The sequence below is a fragment of the Synechococcales cyanobacterium T60_A2020_003 genome (assembly GCA_015272205.1).
GTDB lineage: Bacteria > Cyanobacteriota > Cyanobacteriia > RECH01 > RECH01 > JACYMB01.
This window is the reverse complement of sequence record JACYMB010000370.1, coordinates 1-7,536: the sequence shown is the minus strand read 5'-3', so window position 1 is coordinate 7,536 and position 7,536 is coordinate 1. Positions and strand designations below refer to the sequence as shown.

Genomic DNA, 7,536 nt, shown 5'->3' with positions numbered 1-7,536 from the left:
TCGACACCTGGACCGAGTTACTCTGCCATGCCGCCTGATTGGATAAAGTCGAGCTCAGCAAGATTTATCGGCTAAACCGCCCGTACAATCTGGCGTCAATCCTCTACAGAGACAAGAGCACGCACCTCGGCGGCTGTTTCCAGTGCCAGGGCTTTGGCGGCAAGTTCCTGACAATGAGTAAAGGAGAGCGATCGCACCTGAGCCTTAATACTGGGAATCACCGATACACTCACGCTTAGCTCCCGCACCCCTAAGCCGATCAGGATGGGGACAGCCTGGGGATCACTGGCAATACCACCGCACACACCGACCCACTTGCCATGATGACTTGCCCCTTCCACCGCTTGGTGAATCAGGCGCAGCACGGCAGGATTGAGACCGTCCACGTAGGGGGCAAGCTTGGGATGTCCGCGATCCATCGCCAGGGTGTACTGAGTCAGATCATTAGTTCCCACCGAGAAGAAGTCCACTTCCTTCGCGAACTGCTCCGCCATAACCGCAGCGGCGGGAATCTCGATCATGATGCCGACTTCGATGGGATCGGCTCCCAGTTTGAGCCGTTCTTCATCCAGCATGCCTTTCACCATGCGGATTTCTTCCATGCGCCCAATCATGGGGAACATCACCCGCAGTTTGCCTGCCGTGGATGCCCGCAGCACCGCTCGAAGCTGAGTTCGCAGAATATCGGGGCGATCGAACCCAATCCGGACTCCTCGTTCGCCCAGGAATGGATTTTCCTCGTGGGGAATCGGCAGGTAGGTTAAGGGCTTGTCACCGCCGACATCCAGGGTGCGGAGAATCATGGGGCGATCGCGCCCTAGCACTTCCAAAATGCTGCGGTAGATGGCGGTTTGTTCATCCTCCGTGGGCGCACTGGCGCGATCCATAAAGATGAATTCGGTACGGAGTAGACCGACGCCCTCTGCGCCCAGGGGCATCGCTTCCTCGGCATCTTTGATGCCTCCAATGTTGGCGACGACTTCGATGCGTTGACCATCGGTTGTCACCGCTGGTTGATCGGCCACACGCAGATCGGCATCTCGCTTGGCCTTTTGGCGGGCGATCCGCATTCGTACCGTCTCTAACTCTTCCGCTGTGGCATTCAGGCGTAGGGTTCCTTTGCTGCCATCCAGAATTACGGGGGTGCCGTCGGGCAGATCCATCACGCTCGGTTCCGTTCCGGCGATCGCGGGAATGCCCATAGAACGTGCCAAGATCGCCACATGGGAGGTGGCTCCACCCGCCAGGGTACAGAAGCCCACCACCTTCGCCCGATCTAGGTTTGCCATATCGGAAGGTATGAGATCTTCAGCGACTAGAATCGTGTTTTCGGGATAGGTGGGCACGGTAGCGACAACGCCCGTCAGGATTCGCAACACCCGCATCCCGACATCGCGCACATCGTTCGCCCGTTGTGCCAGTAGCTCATTTTGCAACCCTGCCAACTGCTTGGCTTGGGCGGTGTAGGTTTGCTTCCAGGAAAATTCAGCGCTCTTGCCCTTATCGATGGCGCTCAGTGCCATGTCCATCAGCCCCGGATCTTCCAGCAATTCCTGATGAGCGGCAAAGATAGCGGCCTTACTGGGGTCACCCTGTCCGTGAACCTTGGCTCGGAGCGCTTCCACCTCTAGCTTGGCTTGGTCGATAGCGTGTTCTAATTTGCGGCGCTCCACTTCGGGGCGATCGCCCGTTTCATGAACCTGAATATCAATTTGGCGAACGTGCTGCACATGGCCAACCGCTACGCCCGGAGACGCCGAAGCCCCCAAAATCAAGTTTGGATCGACGGAGCGAGGTCGAGGGGGCGGCGCATTGAGATCCGACTGGGCAATGCTGGCGGGGGCAGGGGCGGGGGCTTTTCCTGCTTCTCCTAACCCGTCGCGGATGGCCTCAGTCAGCTTTAGCACCGCCTCCGATGCGTCTGCGCCTGTTGCCTGAAGAGTCACTACATCCCCGTTCCCGATCTGGAGACCCATCACGGCAATGACGCTTTTAGCGTTAGCTTGATCGGCTCCCCGATGAATCGAAATATCGGACTTATATTTTTTTGCTAAATTCGCCAGCACTGCCGCAGGTCGCGCATGGAGTCCAGCAGGATTGGCGATCGTAATTGCTTCGGAGACTACCTCCTCTCCCCCCTGATCCGGACCTTCCTCTGCTTCGGGAATTCCCAGGGTCAGTTCCAGCACCACGTCCTGCCCCGCCACCACGTTACCCGTCAGCGGCGTGAATCGAGCGACGCGATCGCTGTTCGTAATCACAATCTGGGTGAGCAAACTGCGGGCGCGGAGAGCCACAAAGTCGGCATCAAATTCAATTAACGGATCACCCAGCTTGACGCGATCGCCTTCTTTAACACGGGCAGTGAATCCTTTACCGTGCAGTTCGACCGTATCTAGACCAATGTGCATCAAGACTTCCAAGCCATCCACCGTTTGCACGGTCACGGCATGACAGGCCGGATGCAGTTGAATCACGTCGCCATCACAGGGCGCAAGCAACACCTGACTCGTCGGATCAATCGAAATCCCATCCCCGACCATCTTTTCAGCAAAGACGGGGTCGGGAACCTGTTCAATGGGAATGATGTGTCCGGAGAGGGGTGCCACTAACGAAAAACCAGCGCTGACCTTAGCTGGTGTTGCGGTGTAGCTCATTCGTTTCTCCTAAATACCGTGCCGCACTATCAAATCATCTAGGGGCTATTAGGACGGGTAAAACCACCCTATATTAAGAAATGTGACTAGAAAGTTCTGAATCTAGTCGTATCTTCCCAAAAATCAACGATTTCAAAAGGAGAAAATATAATGTTTTAAGCTTTTTGGCATATTTGGCAACAGACTGCTAAGAGAACTACCCCATTGCAGGGGAGCATCCCAATTTTGTACGGGTAGTGCGAGCGTCCCGCTTGCGGGCAAGATACCCGCACTCCAGACATTGATAAATTTGCACATGTGGGATGCTCCCCATTGCAGGCTTAGGGCAGGTTGGATCAGGGCATCGATCAGATCAAGGATGGCGATCGAGAAATTGTTGGCAATTCGTAACGAAAGGTTCACCCGTGGGGTGAATTGCGTTGAACCGTATCAACCAATACTATGTTGGGATGCGGATTGAGTCTTGATCTCCAAATCTCCGATCCGTCTTCACAATAGGAATGTAGGTTCTTCTCTTACACCTCTGTTTTTATCCAAACACCGTATACGCTAGACCCGCCATGCATAAAACGTATGATCTGCACGTTGTTGAAACTCGCCCGTTGATTAGTCCTTCAACCCTGCACCATGAGCTTCCAATTACGGAAACGGCTGCTACGTTAATTTCCGAAACGCGCGATCGCATTCGTAATATCCTCCGCGACGAAGATCCGCGCCTGCTGGTGATTGTAGGTCCATGCTCGGTTCATGATGTCAAGGCGGCCTATGAGTACGGCCAACAGTTAATCGCGTTGCGGGAAGAGCTATCCGATCGGTTGGAGATCGTGATGCGGGTCTACTTCGAAAAGCCCCGAACGACAGTGGGCTGGAAAGGGCTGATCAATGACCCCCATCTCGATGGCAGCTACGACATTAACACCGGACTGCGCCTCGCCCGGAAGCTATTGCTGGATCTCACCCACCTGGGTTTACCCGCCGCCACGGAACTGCTCGATCCGATCATTCCCCAATACATTGCCGACGTCATTTCTTGGACGGCGATCGGTGCCCGCACCACCGAAAGCCAAACCCACCGCGAAATGGCCTCCGGTCTATCCATGCCGATTGGTTATAAGAATGGCACCGATGGCAGCCTCCACATTGCCGCGAACGCGATGCTAGCCGCCAGTCAGCCCCACCACTTCTTAGGCATCAATCACCAAGGGTTAGCCAGTATCGTCACGACCACCGGCAACCCAGACGGACACTTGGTTCTACGGGGGGGCAGTGCGGGGCCAAACTACAGCGCTGAACACGTCCAGGCTGCGGCTAGTAAACTGAGCAGTTTGGGATTGAATTCACGGGTGATGGTGGACTGCAGCCACGGCAACTCTAACAAAGACTATCGGAAACAGGCGGATTCCCTCGCGAGTGTTGCGGAACAGTTACGAGCTGGGTCAAAGCATTTACTGGGCGTGATGATCGAAAGTCATTTAGTGGCAGGGAATCAGTCGATTCCCGATGATCTCTGCCAGTTGACCTACGGTCAGAGCATTACGGATGCCTGCGTGGATTTTGAAACAACCAAAACCTTGCTGCGATCGCTCGCGGAAGCCGTCAGCCAGGGCAGCCTCCAACTGAGTCGGTAAGGTTTAAGCTAGCGTCCACGAAAACTGCACATTTAGCTGGCACTATGAAAGTGTCTAACCGTTATGCCAGGATTAGACCTGCTTTAGAAGCCTTTTTAGAGCAGATCCTGACGACATCATGCCTTAACCAAGGGAGAGGGTTAAGGCATTTTTTATGATGCTGGGATTTCCCCATGGATAACGTCACACCGTCCTGGTTGCTTAGGGTGATCCTAGCTTGTCCGTCATTGCAGGCAAAACCGGAGTTGGGACTAAAGAAGCACCTCTGACCATCAGGAAATATTAAGCTTTGTATCTCGCATATTTGATATTATTAATATTTCCATAGCATTAAGACTCCGAAGCTGAAATCAGCGTTACTGAGTTCAATATTTAGGAGATTCCAGTAAATGCGATGTGCAATACCTTTCCAGAGTCATAATTATTACAGCTTATAGTGATTAGGATTTTGGGTTGGCAGCCTTTAGGAGCTACATCAACGTAGCAGCCAGCACATCGACGCTTATAGATCTCAACTTTTTTACCCCGTTTTTCCTAGCGCACTTCAATGGCCGTTGAACCTTTGTTTGGGCGCGTCTCGTTAAATCCTTACTCCATGAATTCCAGTCATTCAAATCCAGCCACATTTTCCATTACCACACCGCTTTATTACGTAAACGATTTACCACACATTGGTAGCGCTTACACCACGATGGCTGCCGATGCGATCGCCCGTTACTACCGTCTTCGTGGACGGTCTGTACTGATGATTACGGGCACAGACGAACATGGGCAAAAAATTCAGCGCACTGCCGAAGCCCTTGGGCGCGATCCTCAAGAGCATTGTGACCTCGTTTCCGATGGCTTTAAAGCCCTTTGGGAAAAACTCAACATTCAATACGATCGCTTCAGCCGGACAACAGCACCCAAACACGAAGCGATCGTGCGCGAATTTTTTCAGCGGGTTTGGGATGCCGGAGATATTTACTTAGGGCAGCAAAAGGGCTGGTACTGCGTGTCCTGTGAAGAGTTCAAGGAAGAACGTGATCTCCTGGAAGACAAGCATTGTCCCATCCATACAAACCGCAAAGTAGAGTGGCGCGATGAGGAGAACTACTTTTTCCGGCTTTCCAAGTATCAAGATAAATTGATGGCTCTGTACGCAAGCCAGCCCAACTTTATCCAGCCTGAGACTCGGCGCAATGAAGTCTTGAGCTTTGTAGAACGAGGTCTGCAAGATTTTTCGATCTCGCGGGTAAACTTAGACTGGGGATTTCCAGTTCCCACCGATCCGACCCACACCCTCTACGTTTGGTTCGATGCCCTACTAGGATACGTGACCGCGCTACTAGAACCAGACGAAGAACCCACCCTAGGGAATGCTACCGCAAAGTGGTGGCCGATCAATATCCACTTGATTGGTAAGGACATTCTCCGATTCCATGCCGTTTACTGGCCGGCCATGCTGATGTCTGCCGGGTTGCCGATGCCTGGATTTGTGTTTGGTCATGGTTTCCTAACCAAAGATGGGCACAAAATGGGCAAAAGCCTAGGAAATACCATTGATCCGGTGCAGCTTGTTGACCAGTACGGTGCAGATTCCGTTCGGTACTACTTCCTGAAGGGAATTGAGTTTGGCAAAGATGGCGACTTCAACGAAGAACGGTTTGTAGAACTCCTCAATGCTGACCTCGCCAAAAACCTTGGAAACTTGCTCAACCGGACGCTAAAAATCGCTCATAAGTATTGCGATGGGAACGTTCCGGATGTTTCTACTGCCGATTTTGATGATGACCACGTCTTGAAATCTAAAGGACTTTTGTTGCCCAAAGACGTCAACCATGCCTACGAAACGTTAGCCTTTAGTCAGGCATGTGAGGTTATTTTGGAACTAACGCGAGCAGGGAATAAGTTTATTGACCAAGAAGCCCCGTGGTCGATGTTTAAGGATGGCAAGGAGTTGGACGCACAGCGGGTAATCTACAGCATTTTGGAATCAGTTCGCCTTGCCGCCTATTGGCTGTCTCCAATTGTGCCGACCTTGAGTACAGCAATCTATCATCAGCTCGGTTTTGATATTGATTTCGACCCGGTTACGAGTAGCCATGCTTCCCTTGAAGGCCATGATCGCTGGGGATGTTTAGCAGCCCTCCAACCTCTCCGAGATCCTAAGCCTGTGTTTCGTCAACTTGAACTACCCTCCTCGTCGGTAGGTTGAACTCTGCCATTCAAACGAGGAATTCTCAATCTCATTTTCATGTGCGTTAAAAAAATGACCAATTTCATAAAAAACAGAGGTATAAAAATCCATGTACAATCACATAGAAAAGGACGTTGTCTTTACGCCAGAGCAGGTTCTAGAGAATAGGGGACGAGTTGCAATTTTTATTGATGGCTCGAATTTGTTTTACGCTGCCTTGCAACTCGGCATTGAAATTGACTACACAAAGCTACTGTGTCGCTTAACGGCGGGTTCTAGGCTACTGCGTTCGTTTTTCTACACTGGTGTCGATCGCACCAATGAGAAACAGCAGGGATTCTTATTGTGGATGCGACGCAATGGCTATCGTGTGATCTCCAAGGATCTCGTGCAACTGCCGGATGGGTCAAAGAAGGCAAATCTAGATGTTGAGATTGCCGTAGACATGATGGCGTTAGTGGGCTCGTATGACACGGCGGTTCTGGTTAGCGGAGATGGCGATCTAGCTTATGCTGTTGATGCCGTGAGCTATCGGGGCGTGCGGGTTGAGGTGGTGAGTTTGCGTTCCATGACGAGCGATAACTTGATTAACGTGGCCGATCGCTACATTGATTTAGACAGCATTAAGGAAGATATTCAGAAAACCCCGCGCCAGAACTACACCTACCGCCCCTTATCTGGTATTGGCCTGATTGACGATCAACCGGAACATTAGATGCTGCCCTGATTGGGATGTAGATTTAAGGCCAGTCACTGACCGATTTCAGTGCGGACTTTTTCCACAAATTCGGCTGTGATAATTTCTGCGCCTGAGCGTCGAGCTAAGGCTTCAACCCGTTGGCGAGCTTGCGATCGCACAAAGAAGGGAATGCGTTTAAGCATTGCTTCGGCATCCGGTGTCCAGCGAATGAAATCGGATAGTTCAGTATCTGACATAGGTACTTCGATCAAGGCATAGTCTCTAGATCTGCATGGTATCAGTAGAATGAACCCGGTTTAGCTTTTAGACGGGAAGCCCCGCGATGTACCTGAAAGGTCAGCGTCGGGATGAGAGGCGCGTGAGTTGAGGTAC

At 52.0% G+C, this 7,536-nt stretch carries 5 protein-coding genes; 3 read left to right on the top strand and 2 right to left on the bottom strand.

Going from position 1 to position 7,536, the window contains the following annotated elements; genetic code table 11:
* Positions 1-95 precede the first annotated feature (95 nt).
* On the bottom strand, positions 96-2,657 hold the full coding sequence (ptsP, locus tag IGR76_17950; GenBank protein MBF2080340.1) for a phosphoenolpyruvate--protein phosphotransferase: 2,562 nt from the start codon (positions 2,655-2,657) through the stop codon (positions 96-98).
* 560 nt (positions 2,658-3,217) lie between these two features.
* On the opposite strand from ptsP, the gene IGR76_17945 reads away from it, so the two are divergent.
* From IGR76_17945 to IGR76_17935, 3 genes are all read left to right on the top strand, one after another.
* Positions 3,218-4,285 (top strand): 3-deoxy-7-phosphoheptulonate synthase, encoded by a 1,068-nt coding sequence (locus IGR76_17945; GenBank protein MBF2080339.1) that lies wholly within the window; start codon positions 3,218-3,220, stop codon positions 4,283-4,285.
* Between the two features lie 595 nt (positions 4,286-4,880).
* Positions 4,881-6,482: a methionine--tRNA ligase gene (locus tag IGR76_17940; GenBank protein ID MBF2080338.1), complete on the top strand. Its 1,602-nt coding sequence runs from the start codon at positions 4,881-4,883 to the stop codon at positions 6,480-6,482.
* Positions 6,483-6,573: 91 nt separating this feature from the next.
* Complete coding sequence (locus IGR76_17935; protein ID MBF2080337.1) at positions 6,574-7,179, top strand: NYN domain-containing protein; 606 nt, start codon at positions 6,574-6,576, stop codon at positions 7,177-7,179.
* Positions 7,180-7,214: 35 nt separating this feature from the next.
* On the opposite strand, the gene IGR76_17930 is transcribed toward IGR76_17935, so the two are convergent.
* Entirely contained in the window at positions 7,215-7,400 is a 186-nt protein-coding gene (locus tag IGR76_17930; protein MBF2080336.1) for a PCP reductase family protein, read from the bottom strand.
* Between the last annotated feature and the right edge of the window lie 136 nt (positions 7,401-7,536).